We start from the raw sequence: 16,596 nt of genomic DNA on the forward strand, positions 1-16,596 counted from the left end.
CGAAAATTGATTATATCTATATTATAACCTATTTTCAGAAAAGTATCATATATCAACCACTATTTAAAACAGAGCCATAAATAAAAGAAAAGATGAGATAAAAAGATATTTATCATTAAAACTGAAAGAAAGAATAGAAAGTCTTATTATTCAAATTGATAGAGAATGGGATATAAAAATTAGAGAAGTAAAAAAAGAATTAGAAGATGGTGAAATAAGAAGACATAAATTAAGAGAAATATATAATGAAAGAGATAATCTTAAAGAATATATTAAGCATGATGCAAAAAAAGTTATGAATGAGTACTTTAAAAACTGGAGGGGAATAACTTGCAGTGATATTTACATCAACTTATTTAAAGATGATCAAGTTTTTGAAATTTCAACTGGAAATAGAATTCCTAAAGCATTAGCTGAATATATAAGAGATGAAGCAATAGAAAATCATGAAAAAGGTATAATAGATGAAGATGATTTACCAGTACTTTTCTATATACATATGTTGTTAGAAGGAATAGATGAAAAATCAAAATACAAGCATATAGTAGTAGATGAGGCTCAAGATTATAGTCCATTCCAAATATATTTAATAAATAGTTTATCTATGGGAAATTCTCTAACATTAGTTGGAGATTTAGCGCAAGGAATCTATCATTATAAGGGAATTAGAACTTGGAAGGATATTACGGAGGGCGTATTTGATGGGAAGGCAACATTTATAACATTAAGCCAAAGTTATCGTTCAACAGTTGAAATAATTGAATTTGCAAACTCAGCTTTACATGCTCAAGGATTAGGATTAAAAAGTGCAAAACCTGTATTAAGACATGGAGATAAACCAGAAGTAATTAAGTCAGTTTCAAGAAGAGAATCTGTAAGGTTAATTGAGGAAATTGTAAAAAGGCTTAATTCAAAAGGAAAGCATAGTATTGCAGTAATAACAAAAACTTATAATGAAGGTAAGCTTTTAGAAAAGGAATTGAAAAAACATACTGATTTAGAATTTACTTTAATTAAAGGAAATGAAAAAGAAAGTCCTAAAACAGATATAGTAGTAATACCAGCATATTTAACAAAAGGCTTAGAATTTGATGGAACTATAATATATAATCCAACAGAAAAGAATTATCCGGATAATATATTAAATCAAAGACTTCTTTATGTAGCACTTACAAGAGCTCTTCATAGTGAGTTTATAATTACAGAAGAAAAGCTGTCTAAAAATATAAATTTTGATATATCATAAAAATATAATAGTTAAATAAAGTAAGTTAGTGAAGTATGCAAATATTATCATTAGCTTACTTTATATTCATTTAAAATTAATATAAAAATAATTTGTAAGATTATATAGAGTGAGATACAATAATTTTATTGTATATTAATACTAAAAATATAATAATTATAGAAAAGCATAGGAGGATGGAAATGAGTTATATATTACTAGTCATAGGTTTTGTACTATTAATCAAAGGAGCAGATATTTTTGTTAGTGGTGCTTCTAATATTTCTAAAAGATTAGGAATACCTTCAGTTATAGTTGGATTAACAATAGTATCTTTAGGAACAAGTGCACCAGAACTTGCAGTAAGTGCTATTTCAGCAATAAAAGGAAATAATGAGATAGCAGTTGGAAATGTTTTAGGATCAAATCTTTTTAATACACTAGTTGTTCTTGGAGTTACTACTATAATAATGACATTAACAATAAAGAAATCTGAAGTTAAAAGAGATTATACTATAAACATATTAGCAACTACAGTACTTTTATTTTTAACTTTCACAACTATATTAGGTGGAAGAGATAATTATATATCAAGACTTGATGGAATTGTTTTATTAATAGGATGTATTTCATACATAACTTATTTGGTTTTATCTGTAAAAAGAGGTAAGGTATCAAGTGAAAATATACAAGAAGAGTTAGCAGTAGAATCAGTTAGCGAAATAAGTATCTTTAAAAGTATAATAAAATTAATTATAGGGATAGCAGGAATTGTTATCGGAGGACAAGTTGTTGTAGATTCAGCAACTAATATTGCAACTTCATTAGGAATGAGTGAAAAGCTTGTAGGACTTACTATAGTAGCAATAGGAACATCTCTTCCGGAACTTGTAACATCAGTAGTAGCAGCGCTTAAAGGAGAAAAGGATATTGCACTTGGAAATATATTAGGATCAAATATATTTAATATTTTATTAATTATAGGATTATCATCAGCTATAAGTCCAATAGCTGTATCTAATAATTTATTATTTGATTTTATATTTTTAATTATAGTAACTTTAATAATTGGTATTATGATATTTTTTAATAAAAAAGAGGAAAAAAACTTTGGTAAAAAAGAAGGTATTATTTTAGTTGCCTTTTATGTATTTTATATGGCATATATAATAATTAGAAATTAAAAAAGTCTCTACGTGAAGAAATTAAAAGTAAATTTCTTTCACGTAGAGATTTTCTGTTATATAGACTTAATAGATATATTAAGAGTTTGTAGAAAATATTAGCATTTTCTATATGGTGGATCAAAATCATCGTATGGGAATAATAATTGATTAAATCCAACGCATGGATCATTAATTACAGATGGTTGACATTGAGGAACTTCTATAGGTCCGCTAGAAGCTACTGTCATACTAGTGATTCTGTATAATTCAATTATTGTAAATAAACCAATTACTACATCAGCATGATATTCGAAAGTAGTAGAACCAGGAGCAGTTAAATATTTACCAACCTTTTCTATTAAAGGATTAGCTATTGCTTGTACGTAAGCACATGGTACATTTTTAGGTTGTGATCCAATATTGCAAGGACAACAGCAGCTATCACCTATAGCTATTGAAGTATGTGGATTAACACATCCACCTTCTAAAGATATTGTTTTAGTATAAGTTGTGTATGCAGGTATAGCAGTTGCTGTATTATTACCATTTTCATTAACTATTATTGGATTATTATTAACGTCCAATAAATTTAAATTATAATCAAATTCATATTGAACAGTTACATCATAAAATCCAGGAATACAAAATTGTCCAGGTGGATTTACTGTTATATTAGTTATTTTAGTACTAAATGTTCCATCAACGATTTTTACTCCGTGTACAAGGTTATTAAAAACTATAAGTTGACCATAAGAAATAGTAACTCCTGCTCCAAAAATAGCTAGAGCGCCTGTTGCAGTGCTATTTTTTAAGCCAGTACCAGTGGCTGAACCACCATAAAAGCTTGAAGATATATTTATATATCAGGAGTTTCAGGTGGTAACATACCATCATGACATGGTGGTTTAGGTAAATAAGGATCTGTTGGTTTTAAGCAATCTTGTTGTTTGCAACGACCGTATATTTTTTTTGCAATTAAGCATTCATCTGTAAGTGCTTCAGGTTGTAATACGTTAAAATTGTCTTGTGACATATATAATCCTCCTTGTTAAAGATTAGCGATTAATCTAATAATATAATATGAGTTGATATATAAAGTTTTAAAAAAACATTTAGAATGATTTAATATTTGAATATGAATATTTATTTTAAATGGCTTTGTTTTAATAAACTGTGGAAATTTGATTAACCTCTATAAATATGGTTATAATATACAATATGACTACTATTTAGGAGGTTTTTTATGCCAAGAGTTAATAATGTTATTCAGCAAGTTTCACAATTAAATACATATGAGCAAGGTAAGGTATTTGAATTCTTGAAAGTTGTATTGATGTCAAATGGAATTACTAACTCTGTAAATAAAGAAATCACTGAAAATAGATTTAATAAGGGAAAATGCTGTCCTTTTTGCAATCATAACAAAATATCTAAGTATGGAAAATATCATGGCAAAAATGGTGTTAAACAAAGATATAAATGTCAGAATCCTGAGTGTAGAAAAACTTTCAATGACTTTTCTAAGTCTCCTGTTTCAAGTAGCAAAAAGGGAATAGATAAATGGTTACTATATGCTCAATGTATGGTAAATGGCAATACTATTAGGCAATGTGCTGAAATAGTTGAAATTAATATTGCAACAGCTTTCTTTTGGAGACATAAAATTATAGACGCAATTAGGAAGTTTATTGGTTATGGCTCTCTTGAAGGTGTTATTGAATTGGACGAAACCTACTTTGCTATTAGCTATAAAGGTAATCACAGTAAAAGTTCTAATTTTACTATGCCAAGAGAACCAAGAAAGCGTGGCAAAGAAATAAATATAAGGGGTATATCAAAGGAATTTGCCTGTGTGTTGTGTGGTGTAGATAGATTAGGAAATATTTATACTGGTTTAATATGTGATGGTAGACCTAAATATACTGATATAAATAGGGCTCTATCAGATGTTGTTGAAGAGAATTCTATATTATGTACTGATAAGCATAGGAGCTATATCCCCTTTGCAGCTCAACGTAATTTTGAATTACATCAAATTAGGGGTGGAAGAAAAACTGTGGATATTTATAATATTCAAAGAGTTAATGCCTTTCATAGCAGTTTAAAAAGATGGATAAATAAATTCAATGGAGTTTCAACAAAATACCTAACTAACTATTTATTCTGGTATAAATGGAGCCAATTATTTAAAACAGAAATGGAAAGAAATAAGCCTAAAAAATTCTTTGTTCATGCTAATTCAACACATTCTGTATCTTTAATAAAGGATTTTAAGATTAGAAGACCAATATATGTATAAAAGGTAAAATTTATTTTAATTTTACTGTTTTTGGTGTACAATTAATATAATGATTGATGAACAATCGTTAAATATTGTGACCAAAAGTTACCTGGTTAAGAATAGTAAAAAATACTTTCGCTAATTAGCTCTAATAAAGAAGAATTAAATTACTATTCGTAAAAGTAAATGGAGGTAGTGTTGAGAAACTATGAAAAAGAAATTAGAAAAATATGAAATCGAAGAAATAGATATAAAAATGCTATTTGCAGTTTTAACTTGGGGATTTTTATTGATATTATCACCACTATTGAAAATAATTTGTAATATAACAAATATATATAAAGTAAACCTAATTTATATGATTTTAATTAATCTATGTTTATGTACTATAGGTTTTATCTTGTTTAAAATATATAAATATTTATCATTAAAATTTAATCTATTTTTAAAAATATATATAGGAATTACAATAAGTATCTATATATTAACTTTAATTTTTATAATAATTGAAAATATATTTATGAATAATAACATTTATTTTAAAGGAACAGTTTCATATATAATTCTTATAATTAGTTTTGCTAATTTAATCTCAGCAATACTTTTATTGTTTATAATAAGTATAAAAATCATCCAGGAAAGCATTAAGAAGAATAGCGGTAAAGTAGTAGCCTTAAAAAATATTATAATTCTAACTCCAGTAATTATATCTTTAGGTTTTACTTTATCATTTGGCTCTATGGGTGTATTATTCTCAAAACCAGAAGAAATTAAGGTTATTAACAAAAATATACAATATAATATCAGGATTGTAGGATTTTTAACTGCAAGGGATGAAGCCACTTATATATATAATAAATCAATAAACTCTCTATTGATGAAAAAAATTTATAATAATGAAATTCCTCCAGAAATACTTGCTGAAAACAATGATTACTATTAAAGATAATTAGAATATATTATCAAGGGTTCTATTTTTTATAATATACTCTAATTTATTTAGTAGATATGAGGAACAATTTTAAACTATTGCGATTTAAAGGGATGTCCGATGGACATCCCTTTATATTATACTTATTTCAACATTATTTTAAAACAAAGCCTTTTAAATTAATCATATTTTTAATATATAGTATAGTTTGGGTGATGTTATGATAAGGTCTTTGAAATTACTCAATTACAATGAAAATTTATATAATGTATTTATAGAAAAAGAAACATTAATAAGCATTTAGCTTTAGATATACAAAAATATGTTAATAAGATAGATTCTTTAAATATGATAATTAAAAATAAGGAACAAATAAATTTAATATTTAGGGCATGGAATAATGATAAATCTTTTATATTTAACAGTAATGTAAGTATAGAAAATAATTTTAATATTATTTCTGATAACACTTTAAATAGTAAGATAAGTCCATTTTCTATTTATTCAGAAGATGATAAAGCAATGGTGTTAATTTCAGAAAAAAATGAATGTGAGGAATATGTATTATATAATTTGTTAGAAAATATTGCAGAAGATAATTTTTTATTACCTAATACATCTAATGCTTCTATTATTAAATATGAAAATAGACCAGTTCTTTTTTATAATAAAAAAATTAATAGTAATGTATATTTTAAATATAGGTATCTTGATATAAAAGATAAAATTAAATATATAAATGAAGAGAAAAGTTTAGATAATATTCCAGATAATATAATAGAGCCTAGTATTTCTGTTTATATGGGAAGCATATATTTAGTTGGGAAAAATAATAAATATATTATAAATGCTAAATCTTCAGATTTAAGCAATTGGAGTATAAATTATTCTGGAAAAAATATTAATAGTATGAATGTAAATATAATAAAGGTTATTGATAATAAGGCACAAAAAATAAACACCTATATTAAACGTAATATAGTATATAATTTAATAAAAAATAGAGATAGTTATAAACTAAAAGAAAATAATTATAAATTATTAGAGTTATTATTTTATGAAAATAACTTAAATAATAAATTAGATAATATAAATAATATGATAAAGATTCAAGAACTATATAATGATAGGTGTGAAGATTATTTAATTAAAATAAGAGAATTAAATAATATAATTAATGAAAAGGATAAAATTATATATAATTTATTGAATCAAAGATAAGTTATATATTTTTAAAAATTGAATATTTATAAGCTATAGTAGTAATATCATGGGGGAATATGATGGATTATCATGAAGAGGAGAATTTCTGGATAGAACTAAAGAATAATTTATTAAATTTTTACAAAAAAGATAATAAAATATACTTAGCTAAATATGAAGAACATAAATTAATTGAGGAAAGAGTTATAATAGATAAGTGTAAAATATTAAACTCTGTAATTTTAAGTAAAGATGAAAATATTTCTCTTATATATATTAATTTAAAAGGAGAATTATTTTTAAGTAATTTTTCAGATGATACTTTAGATAGTAGTATGGTTTTAACAAGGTCAGTATCTCAAAATAATTATATGCAAATTGCTTCAGTTAATAATTCCTTAAATATTTTTTATATTAATGAAGTTAATACTATAAGTACAATTTGTTTTAGAATTTTAAGTAATAAACTTATATTAACACCTACTGTAATAATAGATGGTATTGATACAAAGCGTGAAGTTCCATATATAATAAGTGCAAGTGATAATGAATTAGCTATATGTTATGTAAAAATAGGATATCCTAATTGTATTGGATATAGGGTTTATGATATTAAAAGAAATAGTTGGTCAAGCTTTAAAGAGCTAGATAAATGTAATTATCCAATAAATAATTTTGATTTTGTAGTTAAGCGAGATACTATAGCATATTCATATACTTTTACTACTTACAGAAGAGCAAATATTGTGTGTGGAATAGGCAAAGAAAATATTGAAAATAAAAATATTCAAGAAGCAGAACCAAATGTTGAATTAAGTGATATTTATATTTCAGAAGATAATAAGATGTATTTAATATATTTAATTGGTGATGTTTTAAAAATAAAAGAATTAGAAATGAATGGAGAAATTAAATTTATAGATGATATAAAATTAAATAATATAAATTATTATAAAAAATATAGTTATTCCTGTGATAAGGATATATTAAAAAATAGCATGTTAATTATAAAATCTGATTATGGAGATATATATACAGATAGTAATTTTATTAAGAATATTACAATTGAAAAATATAAAGCTAATATAAATTTGCCTGAATTTATTAATAATGCAGTTATAACAGATGAAGATTTAAATGAAAATATAATTAAGTTTAATATAAACGATGAAATGGCTGATAAGGAATATCTAAAAGCTTTTTTATCTAAAATAAAAGGATATGAAATAATTATTAATAATTTAACAGAAAAGTTTATAATTGCAGATGAAGAAAAGAAAAAGCTAATGGAAAATATAAATTATTTAAATACACAGTTAAATCAAAAAAGCTACCAAATAAATAATTTACAAAATGTTTTAGCTCAAAACAAGGCTTCTGTAGGAGAATATCGAGTAAAAATTGATGAATTAACAAGAAGTTTAAATAAAAAGGAAGAAAAAGTTGCAGATCCAGAATTAATAAGGCTTAAAGAAATAGTAACTAAAAAGGAAGAAGAAAAAAGTAATTATATCAATATTATTAATGAAAAAGATAAAAATATAAAAGAAATAAGTGAAAATAAAAAAGTAGAAATTTCAAGATTAAACAACGAAATTTTAAGATTACAAGAAGAATATAAAAAGCTTAATTTAGAAAAATCATCATATTTAAATGAAATTAATAGTTTGAAAAGCAATATTGAGGTTTTAAATGATATAATAGATGATAATAATAATGAAATTAATTCTTTAAAACAAGAAGTTGCTTTTTTAGAGGATAAAAGTAATAATGATTCATTTATAAAGAAATTATTTAAAACAGGAGAATAAAGTAAAAAAAGACTACAAATTATTTATTTACCAATGTTTATTAGACAATGGTTACTAAATAAAAGTAGTCTTTTTTATTTAAGAAAAATTATATATATTAATTAGTGTGTTTATTAAAGCTTCAATATCGTTAAAGGTATTGAAATATCCATGGCTTACACGGACTGTTCCCTTACCTTCAGTTCCTATAATCTTGTGAATAAGTGGAGCACAATGATAGCTAGTCCTTAAATAAATGCCTTTATTATTTAAGAATTCTCCTATTTCAGAACTGTCGAATCTATCCATGTTTAAAGATAAAACTGGAGTTTTTATAGAGGCATTAGTTTCTCCGTATAGTTTTATATAGGGTAATTTTTTTAGCTCACATGTAAGATATTCCATGATTTCAGTTTCGTGGCTTCGTATTTCTTTAACACCCTTATTTAATATAAAATTAACACCTTCATTTAATCCAACTATTCCTGGAGCATTTAAAGTTCCGCTTTCCATTTTGTCAGGATAAAAATCTGGTTGTATCATTGATTCAGAATTACTACCAGTTCCCCCCTCTTTAAGTGTTGATAAATTTATGTTATCTGAAATATATAGACCACCAGTACCTTGTAAGCCTAAAAGAGACTTATGTCCAGGAAAGGCAAGTAAATCAATGTTCATTTTTTTAACATCTATATCACAATATCCAGCTGTTTGAGCAGCATCAACAATAAATATTAAGCCTAGAGATTTTGATAAAGCTCCTATTGTTTCAATATCTTGTACTGTTCCTAATACATTTGAGCCGTGATTAACAATTATAGCTTTTGTATTACTTTTAACTGAGTTTTTAATATCAGAGAGACTTAATTAGCATTTTTTATTCGTTGGGATTAAAGTAAAGAATATAAGTATTTTAACAAAATTAAATAGTAACAAGTATATATAGGCTTCATATTATATTATTAAGATTAGATTTACTAAAGGACAATTAAGGAAGAAGAAAAACAAATGGCATTATGTTTAAGACCAACAGCTAATGATTATATAGTAACTACTTCAGCAAATTTACCTAGTCCAGTTACAATACCAGGAGGTTTATCTTTAAATTTAACTTGTAAAAAGGATGCTGTTGAAAATTCATGGGTTATTTACTTTAACTTATACAGCAAGTATACCTGGTGGGGCAGTTGCAGGAAGTTATGTTGATACAACAACAATTTCAATTTATCAAGGAACAACAGCTACAGGAACACCAATATATACAACACAACCATTAATTAGACACCACTATTATCCAGCAAATATTGGTGATGCTCCTGTAACAGTGATAGAAACATGGAAACAAGTACTTCAATATATAGGTTATCCAGTTTTAGCAGTAACTGAAAATACAGTAAATTATACTATTGTTGTAACATCTACTGTTACTGGACTTAGACCAAATCCAACAGTAAATTTAGTGGAATATACTGTTTCAGCAAGAGAAATACCTGATTGTGACTAGGAGAAAATACTATTTTAAATAAAAGTACTATATTAAATATTAATATAAAATAATAAAAGGATTAGTATAAAATACTGATCCTTTTATATTATTCAATTATTTACAATGTCGTTCACATGTAAAATCAAAAGATTCATAAGGGAAGGGAATGCTATTGAAATCTTCACATGGTTCAATTGGATTATCACAAGTAGGTATATCAATAGGTTTACCAGTTAATACATTAACTCTTGTAGGCCTAAATAAAGATATTATTGTAAATTAATTTAGTGAAATGTTACTAAAAATATAGTTGTAGCTAATAATGGAAATGGTTCATTTGCATATTTAAATTTGCCAGCAGGAAGTAAAATTGAATATGCAGATCTTATTTTGGCAGGATCTTATCAAGTAGGAGTTGATAATGTAAGCGATCCAATAAAGTTTATAGTAGGATCAACTTCTAATAAAATAACTACACAAGATGCGCAGTATACTCAGCCAAATGGGGAGAATTATTATTTAAATGTAAAAAAATTTATACACCTAAGGTCGGTTTTGTTGGAACTGATTCTTTTGTTGTAGAAATAATAGATAGCGAAGGAGCAGCTTCATATTCAATGTATTTAATAAAGTTTTTATACATGTTGTATTTTGTTTTAATGTTACAGTTTTTTTATACTTATTAAAAAGATATATTTAAATAATTTAGTCTATTATAACCTTATATAATCATAAGTATAAATGATAAATGTTATTTGCTATTAGGAGTGGGATTATCTATGGGAAAGAAAAAGTGGACAGTGATAATGTATCTGAATGGAAATAATGAGTTAGGAATTGAGATGGAAGATACATTTAAAGAAGTTTGTAAAGTTAAAAATAATGATATAAATATAGTTATACAATTAAGTAAAGCTCCCATTGAAATAGTTAATTTAATAAGACAAGAAAATGTAGAATATAAAGAAAAATGGATAGGTACAAGAAGATATTCAATAATTGATGGAGAAGCAAAGTTACAAGAAGAATATTCATACCTAAACATGGCAGATTATAAAATCTTATATAACTTTATAGAATGGTCAATAAATAATTATCCTGCAGAAAGATATATGTTAATTATTTCAGGACATGGCTTTATAGTAGCAAGTTTATCAGATTTATGTGGAGATAAACCATATATTATGGGAATGTATGAAATGTGTTTTGCAATAAACAAAATAAAACAAGATTTAAACATAAAAATAGATATATTGTCATTAGATATATGTAATATGAATACTGTTGAATTATTATATGAGTTAGGAAAAAATAAAAATAATACGGTGAAATATTTAATGACATATATAAATAATGGACCACTTGAGGGCATGGAATATAAAGAGATAATACCAAAATTAGATGATAGAAATAGTGAAGATATTTTAAGGGATATTACTGAAAATAGTATAAACAATATTGTAATATCAGAAGTAAAGCATGGGAAGTTAGAAAAAATAAAAAAGTTAAGTAATAAGCTGTCATTTTACTGGTTATTAATAAATGATAAAAGAGCTACTGATAAGGAAATAAAATTATATAATGATCTTCATCAAAAAATAGATAAGGTAGTTCATCAATTAGTCATAGCTCAAAATAACCATGAAGGAAGAAAGTCCTTATTACATTTAATGTTTTATAACAAATATCAAATAGTAGATATAGATTCATTTACTAGATTTTATTATAAATTATCATTCACCAAAAATAACTATTGTACTAATGTAATTGCAAAAAAAACTGTAAATGATAAGCCTAATATTAAGCAATCAGATTTAGAGCAAGAGGTTTTAGATTTGAGAGATATAGAATTATTTATAAGAAATTTTAATGGGGATAACATAGATGAAAAAAGTATTAAAAATATAGCAAATAAAATATATGAGTTTAATAAATGGAGTATTTATTAAAATATAATAAAAAAATTAACAAAATTTTTAAATATTATTAATAGGTTATTAAATAACTTATTATAGAATAGTATAAAACTTTAAAAAAAGTATTGAATTCAATTAAATATGCCTTTATAATTAGTATTATGGAGGGATAAAAATGAGATTTCAAAGTAATTTTAAACAATATTTAAAGTGGTTAATAGGGAGTTATTTAGCAATAGGATTATTATTAGCATTTAATAGTAAGCTTATTTTAGATGTTTCACTAAGTGCATTTATTTTAGTGGGACCATTTGTATTATGTACAGTAGCATATGGAGCAATGACACTAAATAAAAAATATATAACTAGTGGAGTTGCTGTTGGAGTATTATATGTTGTAGCATTAGTAGCTTTTAGTCCAATATTTATGCCAAGTACTCATAGAAATTTAATAGGAAATGTAGAAGAAATAGAATTTTCAAGTCAAATTGAACATATGGATTTAAAACAATTACCTATTATTGATAAAGAGTTAGCTTATAAGCTAGCAGATAAAAAGTTAGGGGAAATACCAAGCTTAGGTAGCCAGGTAACAATAGGGGATTTATCCCTGCAAAGTGTAAATGGAGAATTATATTATGTAGGTCCATTAGAACATTCATCATTCTTTAAATGGTTTACTAATAGTGATGGAACAAAGGGATATATAAAGGTTAGTGCAACTAATCAAAATGATGTACAATTAGTTACAGAATTAAATGGAGAAGAGATCCGTTTAAAATATATTCCATCAGCTTATCTTTTTAGTGATTTAGATAGACATGCTTACTTTAAAGATATGAAAGCTGGACATACTGATTATACTTTTGAATTAGATGACGAAGGAAATCCTTACTGGGTAATTACTAGATATGATAATGCCATTGGAATAACAGAACAAAAAGCAATAGGAACAGAAATAATAAATGCACAAACAGGTGAAACTAATATCTATGATATAGAAAATACACCAACATGGGTTGATAGAATTCAGCCTGTAAATTATATAAATAATTACTTAAATAAATGGGGAGAGTTAGTTCATGGTATCTTAAACTTTAGTGATAAAGATAAATTAAAACCAACTCAAGGAATGAATATAATTTTCAATGATGAGTCATGTTATTATTATACAGGAATAACTTCTGTAGGTAATGATGAAGGTTTAGTTGGATTTATGTTAACTAATACTAGAACTGGTGAAACAACAATGTACAAGACTTCAGGTGCTACTGAAGAGGCAAGTATGAAATCAGCTCAAGGTAAAGTTCAACAATATGGATATATTGCTACATTCCCATATTTAATAAATATACAATCAGAACCAACATACTTTATGACATTAAAGGATTCTAATGGACTTGTTAAACAATATGCTATGGTTAACGTTAAAAACTATAATACTGTTGCAGTTGGAGATACTCTTCAATCAACATTAAATAGATATCTAGAAGCTTTAACTAACACAAATATTTCATTAGAAGGAAGTAATAGTGAGGAATCATTAGTTGGAGAAGTAGAAAGAATTGGTTTAGTTGTTAAAGAAGGTTCAAGTATTTATGATATTAAGATAAAAGGTGAAGAAAGTTTCTTCTCTGTATCTACAGAAACTTCAAGAGAAGTGGCATTAACTAATGTTGGAGATACTGTTTCACTTAAGTTCATAAAAGTAGGAGATGGACAATACATTATAACAAACTCTTTTGAAAACTTATCTTTAGAAAATAAATCTACAGATAATGCAAATTCAGAAGAACAAACTGAAACAACTGAAACTACAGTACCTACAGAAGAAGGAACTGCAGATACAAATTAATAATAGTAAAGATTAAAAAACTACCACAAATTAAAAGTGGTAGTTTTTTTTCTTTAAATAAGATAAAAAGCTAAGCAGAATTTTAGCAGTAATTCCCCAAATAACATAATCATTATAAATATAAAATGGAACTTCATAAGAACCAGTGGAGAATTTATAATCATGTTTTTGAGGAATTAAGTCATAAGGAAAATTATCAGTAGGAGTAATATTAACTTTATTAATAAAAGTATCTACATTTGTATTTAGTAAGTAATCTAGTGGTACAAAAAATACTTCTTGAACTTCATCAGTATTAATTTTAAGAGAGCTAATATCATTAATAAAAATCAAATAAGGATGGATAAGAGTATTATATGGAGAAATAAAAATATCTAGTGGAGATATAACTGTAACATTATCTTCACATATACCTATTTCTTCACAAGTTTCTCTTATAGCTGTAGTAAGTGGGCTTTCATCTTCTTCTATTTTACCTCCTGGAAAACAAACTTCATTTGGTTGATTACGTAATGTTTTAGCTCTAACCTCAAAAAGAATGTGTAAAGAGTTATTATAATTAACAAGAGGAATAGTAACAGAAGCTCTTTTAAAGCTTTCCCATCCATTGATATAAGGAGTATAATTTGAAAAAATATTATTTATATTATCAATCATAAAAAAATCACCTAATTATTTATATTAATAAAAAAAATCTAATATACATAATTAAAAAAACAATTTATAATGAAAACATTGCAATTTATTAGTTACGATTTAGGAGTAAATTATGTATAAGACTTGGTCTATATCAGATATAAAGATAATTATAAATGAAATATCAGAAAAATGGAATTACCCATGTAATATAAAAATAGAAATATCTAAAAGAACAAAAAAAAGAATGGGGGCTTTCTTTTACAAAAAGTATAATAATAAAATAGTTCCTTTAAAATTTGTGTTTGCTGAGGATTTAATTAATGGTAGATATAATGAAGATATAGTTAAAGAAGTTATAATTCATGAGTATTTACATTATTATTGTAATACTATAACTAATGCTAATAATGGGCATAATAAGTTTTTTAAAGCTTGCTGCATAAAAAGTGGTATATCTAGTAGTACTACATTTAAATACAATAATACAACAGAAAAAGATTTATCTAAATATAAGTATAAAATATATTGTAGTAATTGCAAAAAACTTGTATGTATGCATATTAGAAAAGATGCAGCTGAAAGAAAATTAAGATTATATGTATCTAAATGTTGTAATGAAAAGCTATTTTGTGATAAGCTTTTATAGTAAATTTTTATAATTGTATAACATTAGAAGAAAAGGAGAATAGATTAATGAGTGAAGATATAAAAGACGTTCAAAATGAAGAAACTCAAGTAATGACTTTCTTAGATGAAAATGGAAATAAGGTTCAATTTGAAGCTGTTGCTAGAATTTATTTAGAAGAGAAGGAATATCTATTATTAGCACCAATGGAAGATAAAGAGAGCGAAGATATCTACGTATTTAGAATAGATGAAGTAGAAGGAAAGCAAGAATTAAACCTTGTTGAAGACGATAAAGAGTTTATAGCAGTAAAAAAAGAATATAATAAGTTATTATATTAATTATAAGGAGAAAAAAAGTGCAAGAATCACAAATTATAAAAATATTAAATGAAAATGAATTATCAGAGATAGAAGTATTAAAAAAAGATGATGATTTTGTTTTAATAAACTTTTATTTTGATTTTGACAAAGATGTACTAGATGCAGCAAAAGCATATTCTAATGAGGAGAGCAGTTTAGAAGAGTACAGTAAAGATTGGTATAAGGAATATTACTTCCCTTATCTTTATGATTTTGCAAACGATGAAGTCTTAGAGATAATAGAAGAAATAGTAGAAGAATTAGGTATTGAAGGCGAAATGATGGCTATTCAAATGACTGAAAAAACTAGCGATTATGTACAATTTATGGCGCTATTTACCGAAGAAGATAGCAATATATCAATAGAAGAAGCGGTAAAGGATTACGTGTCTAAATAATTTTTATAAAATGGCATACATTACTATTGAACTTTTTATTTAATTTGATATAATAAAAGCATGAAATCCTGAGATGTGCGCTTAGCTTATGATGTTCAACCTACATTATATTTACGGGATTTGCAACAGGTTTGTGGATGTCGGGCTTCATAAGATCAGAAGATGGCAGAAGCAAATTGAGCAGAACCCACCTGCGAGTTGCAGGTGTGAATATTTAAGCGACCGGCATGTTGGGAATTAATTAGGATAAAACACCTCAATTTTGAGGTGTTTTTTTCATGTCATGCAGCCTTAGATTTAGAAATTGAATATTTATTTAAATGTTTTCTTTTATATTTTTTATAAATAAGATTTTGGTATCGCCATACATGCTCGTCCAAACTTTGCGATATGTATATTACGAATTTATTTCGAGGAGATAGAAATTTCAAAAGTAAATTTAAAGTTATCTTTTGTAGAATAATTTTATTTTTAAGACTTTTTTTATTCATAATACACCTCCTTTTGCCATTAATTAACATTATATGGATTATTATACCATATATGGTAGAAAAGTAAAATAATATGATATTACAAAAAAATACAAAAGGACTCTTAAAGAAACATAAGTATCTTTAAGAGTCCTTTTGTAAATAATATATAATAGAATCATTTTAAATATAAGGAGGTATTTTGGCGAATTTATCAAAAAAATGAAATATAAAATATTTAAAGTTGAT

17 protein-coding genes and 1 other RNA gene are annotated in these 16,596 nt (G+C 25.2%); 14 read left to right on the forward strand and 4 right to left on the reverse strand.

Annotated elements, in window-relative coordinates:
• Positions 1 to 295 precede the first annotated feature (295 nt).
• Together HCG76_RS11700 and HCG76_RS11705 are read left to right on the forward strand one after the other, a co-directional pair.
• On the forward strand, positions 296 to 1,246 hold the full coding sequence (locus HCG76_RS11700) for a 3'-5' exonuclease (RefSeq protein ID WP_370778498.1): 951 nt from the start codon (positions 296 to 298) through the stop codon (positions 1,244 to 1,246).
• A 182-nt stretch (positions 1,247 to 1,428) separates the two neighbouring features.
• A complete protein-coding gene (locus tag HCG76_RS11705) occupies positions 1,429 to 2,409 on the forward strand; it encodes a calcium/sodium antiporter (protein ID WP_221699040.1) in 981 nt (326 codons plus the stop codon).
• Between the two features lie 98 nt (positions 2,410 to 2,507).
• Here the strand turns inward: HCG76_RS11705 and HCG76_RS11710 are convergent, their stop codons facing one another.
• Positions 2,508 to 2,975, reverse strand: coding sequence for a hypothetical protein (locus tag HCG76_RS11710; RefSeq protein WP_221699041.1), 468 nt, complete (start codon positions 2,973 to 2,975; stop codon positions 2,508 to 2,510).
• Between the two features lie 272 nt (positions 2,976 to 3,247).
• Positions 3,248 to 3,424 carry a hypothetical protein gene (locus tag HCG76_RS11715; protein WP_221699042.1) on the reverse strand — a complete coding sequence of 59 codons (177 nt, stop codon included), beginning with the start codon at positions 3,422 to 3,424 and terminating at the stop codon, positions 3,248 to 3,250.
• A gap of 210 nt (positions 3,425 to 3,634) precedes the next feature.
• Here HCG76_RS11715 and HCG76_RS11720 point away from each other — a divergent pair, with 210 nt between their 5' ends.
• The 4 genes from HCG76_RS11720 (at position 3,635) to HCG76_RS11735 (ending at position 8,617) form a co-directional block, all read left to right on the forward strand.
• Positions 3,635 to 4,690, forward strand: coding sequence for an IS1595 family transposase (locus HCG76_RS11720; RefSeq protein WP_221699043.1), 1,056 nt, complete (start codon positions 3,635 to 3,637; stop codon positions 4,688 to 4,690).
• Between the two features lie 190 nt (positions 4,691 to 4,880).
• Positions 4,881 to 5,615 (forward strand): hypothetical protein, encoded by a 735-nt coding sequence (locus HCG76_RS11725; RefSeq protein ID WP_005214328.1) that lies wholly within the window; start codon positions 4,881 to 4,883, stop codon positions 5,613 to 5,615.
• Positions 5,616 to 5,951: 336 nt separating this feature from the next.
• Positions 5,952 to 6,824, forward strand: a complete 873-nt coding sequence (locus HCG76_RS11730; RefSeq protein ID WP_221699044.1) for a hypothetical protein — start codon at positions 5,952 to 5,954, stop codon at positions 6,822 to 6,824.
• Positions 6,825 to 6,886: 62 nt separating this feature from the next.
• Positions 6,887 to 8,617 (forward strand): hypothetical protein, encoded by a 1,731-nt coding sequence (locus tag HCG76_RS11735; RefSeq protein ID WP_221699045.1) that lies wholly within the window; start codon positions 6,887 to 6,889, stop codon positions 8,615 to 8,617.
• A gap of 78 nt (positions 8,618 to 8,695) precedes the next feature.
• Here the strand turns inward: HCG76_RS11735 and HCG76_RS11740 are convergent, their stop codons facing one another.
• A complete protein-coding gene (locus HCG76_RS11740) occupies positions 8,696 to 9,448 on the reverse strand; it encodes an aminotransferase class V-fold PLP-dependent enzyme (protein ID WP_221699193.1) in 753 nt (250 codons plus the stop codon).
• Between the two features lie 156 nt (positions 9,449 to 9,604).
• Between HCG76_RS11740 and HCG76_RS11745 the strand changes: the two genes are divergently transcribed.
• From HCG76_RS11745 to HCG76_RS11760, 4 genes are all read left to right on the forward strand, one after another.
• Positions 9,605 to 9,802 (forward strand): hypothetical protein, encoded by a 198-nt coding sequence (locus HCG76_RS11745; protein ID WP_221699046.1) that lies wholly within the window; start codon positions 9,605 to 9,607, stop codon positions 9,800 to 9,802.
• Positions 9,726 to 10,100 (forward strand): hypothetical protein, encoded by a 375-nt coding sequence (locus HCG76_RS11750; RefSeq protein WP_221699047.1) that lies wholly within the window; start codon positions 9,726 to 9,728, stop codon positions 10,098 to 10,100. The genes HCG76_RS11745 and HCG76_RS11750 overlap by 77 nt, the downstream gene beginning before the upstream one ends.
• A 761-nt stretch (positions 10,101 to 10,861) precedes the next feature.
• Positions 10,862 to 12,031: a clostripain-related cysteine peptidase gene (locus tag HCG76_RS11755; RefSeq protein WP_221699048.1), complete on the forward strand. Its 1,170-nt coding sequence runs from the start codon at positions 10,862 to 10,864 to the stop codon at positions 12,029 to 12,031.
• Positions 12,032 to 12,173: 142 nt separating this feature from the next.
• Positions 12,174 to 13,853, forward strand: coding sequence for a cell shape-determining protein (locus tag HCG76_RS11760; RefSeq protein ID WP_221699049.1), 1,680 nt, complete (start codon positions 12,174 to 12,176; stop codon positions 13,851 to 13,853).
• A 30-nt stretch (positions 13,854 to 13,883) separates the two neighbouring features.
• Here the strand turns inward: HCG76_RS11760 and HCG76_RS11765 are convergent, their stop codons facing one another.
• Positions 13,884 to 14,510 carry an NUDIX hydrolase gene (locus HCG76_RS11765; RefSeq protein ID WP_221699050.1) on the reverse strand — a complete coding sequence of 209 codons (627 nt, stop codon included), beginning with the start codon at positions 14,508 to 14,510 and terminating at the stop codon, positions 13,884 to 13,886.
• Between the two features lie 112 nt (positions 14,511 to 14,622).
• Between HCG76_RS11765 and HCG76_RS11770 the strand changes: the two genes are divergently transcribed.
• The 4 genes from HCG76_RS11770 to ssrS all read left to right on the forward strand — a co-directional run bounded on the left by HCG76_RS11770 (position 14,623) and on the right by ssrS (position 16,118).
• Positions 14,623 to 15,138 (forward strand): SprT-like domain-containing protein, encoded by a 516-nt coding sequence (locus HCG76_RS11770; RefSeq protein WP_221699051.1) that lies wholly within the window; start codon positions 14,623 to 14,625, stop codon positions 15,136 to 15,138.
• 47 nt (positions 15,139 to 15,185) lie between these two features.
• Entirely contained in the window at positions 15,186 to 15,458 is a 273-nt protein-coding gene (locus HCG76_RS11775; protein ID WP_221699052.1) for a DUF1292 domain-containing protein, read from the forward strand.
• A gap of 17 nt (positions 15,459 to 15,475) precedes the next feature.
• Complete coding sequence (locus HCG76_RS11780; protein WP_221699053.1) at positions 15,476 to 15,877, forward strand: hypothetical protein; 402 nt, start codon at positions 15,476 to 15,478, stop codon at positions 15,875 to 15,877.
• Positions 15,878 to 15,939: 62 nt separating this feature from the next.
• Positions 15,940 to 16,118, forward strand: a non-coding RNA gene (gene ssrS, locus HCG76_RS11785) — 6S RNA.
• Positions 16,119 to 16,596 lie beyond the last annotated feature (478 nt).

It is taken from the genome of Clostridium sp. K13, from assembly GCF_019734195.1.
Lineage (GTDB): Bacteria > Bacillota > Clostridia > Clostridiales > Clostridiaceae > Clostridium.

What these genes read in the sequence shown, in the direction of transcription:
- HCG76_RS11735 (WP_221699045.1), top strand. Translation starts at nt 6,887, where the DNA reads ATGGATTATCATGAAGAGGAGAATTTCTGGATAGAACTAAAGAATAAT.
- HCG76_RS11700 (WP_370778498.1), top strand. Translation starts at nt 296, where the DNA reads ATGAATGAGTACTTTAAAAACTGGAGGGGAATAACTTGCAGTGATATT.
- HCG76_RS11725 (WP_005214328.1), top strand. Translation starts at nt 4,881, where the DNA reads ATGAAAAAGAAATTAGAAAAATATGAAATCGAAGAAATAGATATAAAA.
- HCG76_RS11760 (WP_221699049.1), top strand. Translation starts at nt 12,174, where the DNA reads ATGAGATTTCAAAGTAATTTTAAACAATATTTAAAGTGGTTAATAGGG.
- HCG76_RS11720 (WP_221699043.1), top strand. Translation starts at nt 3,635, where the DNA reads ATGCCAAGAGTTAATAATGTTATTCAGCAAGTTTCACAATTAAATACA.
- HCG76_RS11775 (WP_221699052.1), top strand. Translation starts at nt 15,186, where the DNA reads ATGAGTGAAGATATAAAAGACGTTCAAAATGAAGAAACTCAAGTAATG.
- HCG76_RS11765 (WP_221699050.1), bottom strand. Translation starts at nt 14,510, where the DNA reads ATGATTGATAATATAAATAATATTTTTTCAAATTATACTCCTTATATC.
- HCG76_RS11770 (WP_221699051.1), top strand. Translation starts at nt 14,623, where the DNA reads ATGTATAAGACTTGGTCTATATCAGATATAAAGATAATTATAAATGAA.
- HCG76_RS11730 (WP_221699044.1), top strand. Translation starts at nt 5,952, where the DNA reads ATGATAATTAAAAATAAGGAACAAATAAATTTAATATTTAGGGCATGG.
- HCG76_RS11705 (WP_221699040.1), top strand. Translation starts at nt 1,429, where the DNA reads ATGAGTTATATATTACTAGTCATAGGTTTTGTACTATTAATCAAAGGA.
- HCG76_RS11755 (WP_221699048.1), top strand. Translation starts at nt 10,862, where the DNA reads ATGGGAAAGAAAAAGTGGACAGTGATAATGTATCTGAATGGAAATAAT.
- HCG76_RS11715 (WP_221699042.1), bottom strand. Translation starts at nt 3,424, where the DNA reads ATGTCACAAGACAATTTTAACGTATTACAACCTGAAGCACTTACAGAT.
- HCG76_RS11745 (WP_221699046.1), top strand. Translation starts at nt 9,605, where the DNA reads ATGGCATTATGTTTAAGACCAACAGCTAATGATTATATAGTAACTACT.